The organism is Paenibacillus koleovorans NBRC 103111 (assembly GCF_004000845.1).
In the GTDB taxonomy this organism is placed as follows: Bacteria; Bacillota; Bacilli; order Paenibacillales; family NBRC-103111; genus Paenibacillus_AA; species Paenibacillus_AA koleovorans.
The window spans coordinates 1-1,387 of sequence record NZ_BIMA01000251.1; the positions used below are offsets into that span (position 1 = coordinate 1).

The following is a 1,387-nucleotide window of genomic DNA, read 5'->3' on the forward strand; positions in this document are numbered from 1 at the left end:
ACGGATGCGGGAATCAAGGGCGAGCGAAGCGAAGTTCATCTTGACCCTTGATTGCCTCACGTAACCCAATCCTTCGGTTGCAGTGGTCTCATGAAAGACCACCTGCCATCCGGCGAGGACGGGGTTTGGGGCAGCGCCCCATGCCATGATTTACACCGTGCGTCCGCTACCCTCAAGGGGCTACAATGGGTTGTACACGATAACGATGAAAGCAGGGTGTCCAGAAATGAGTGAGCACCGCCAGAGATACAATGAAGAGTTCAAAAAGCAAGCCGTCAAATATGTGCAAGAGCAGACGAAGACGCTCCCGGAGATCGCCGAGGAAATGAATATTCCCACAGGAACCCTCCGCAACTGGATGACGCAGTACCGCTCGTTTGAGAATGAACCTGTCGTGCAGCCGGAGAAAATGCGTCAGCTGGAAGAACAATTGCAAGAGGCAGCACGAAAGAATCAAGATCTGGAAGAAGAACTCGCCATTCTAAAAAAGGCGCTGCACATCTTCAGCAAAGAAAAGAACTAAGGTTCCAATTCATCGAAGATCATCGCTCCGAGTTTCGATTCGAGAAGATGTGCAAAGTGATGCAAGTGTCGCGGAGCGGCTACTATAAGTGGAAACAGGCGATCCTGAGTAAACAGAAACAACGCAAGGCCCAGGTGCAGGAACGGATTGTGTACCATTTCCATGACAACGATCAATGCTACGGCAGCCCGAAAATTACGCGGTTGCTCTGGCGAGAAGGGATCACGATCTCTGAGCGTACGGTTAGTCTCTACATGAAGGAGCTCGGGCTCCGTTCGTGTGTCTCCCGGAAGTTCAAAGTCCAGACAACCGATTCCAACCACGACCTCCCGATCGCGCCAAACCTGCTCGAACAGAACTTCACAACCGCCGAGCCAGGCATGGTATGGGTGGCGGACATCACCTACATTCCCTGCCGCGAAGGCCGACTGTACCTGGCGAGTGTCATGGACCTCTGCACCCGCGAGATTGTAGGGTGGCGTCTCCAGGATCGGATGACCACCGACCTCGTCTTGCAGGCACTAGAGGCCGCCTATCAAGCGAAGCGGCCGGGTAAGGAACTGATCCACCACTCGGACCGCGGGTCGCAGTACGCATCGAAGGAGTACAGAGACAAGCTAGACGAGTACCACATGAAGCCCAGCATGAGTCGCAAAGGCAATTGCTACGATAACGCGTGTATAGAGTCGTTTCATAGCCTCCTGAAGAAAGAACTCATCTACCGTACCAAGTTCATCACCAAGCGTGAGGCTTATGAGGCTATCTTTCGGTATGTGGAATTCATCTACAATCGAAAGCGAATCCACAGTTCGATCGGCTACTTGTCGCCGGTTCAATTTGCTGCGCAGTTCAAAAAGAAGGCTG

General features: G+C 52.8%; 2 protein-coding genes. Both read left to right on the forward strand.

The annotated features are described in order from the left end of the window. The first annotated feature begins 226 nt into the window (after window positions 1–226). Entirely contained in the window at window positions 227–523 is a 297-nt protein-coding gene (locus PKO02S_RS33055; RefSeq protein WP_218034002.1) for a transposase, read from the forward strand. Between the two features lie 11 nt (window positions 524–534). After that, a partial coding sequence (locus tag PKO02S_RS32030) for an IS3 family transposase (protein WP_246067672.1) occupies window positions 535–1,387 on the forward strand: 853 nt, incomplete at its 3' end.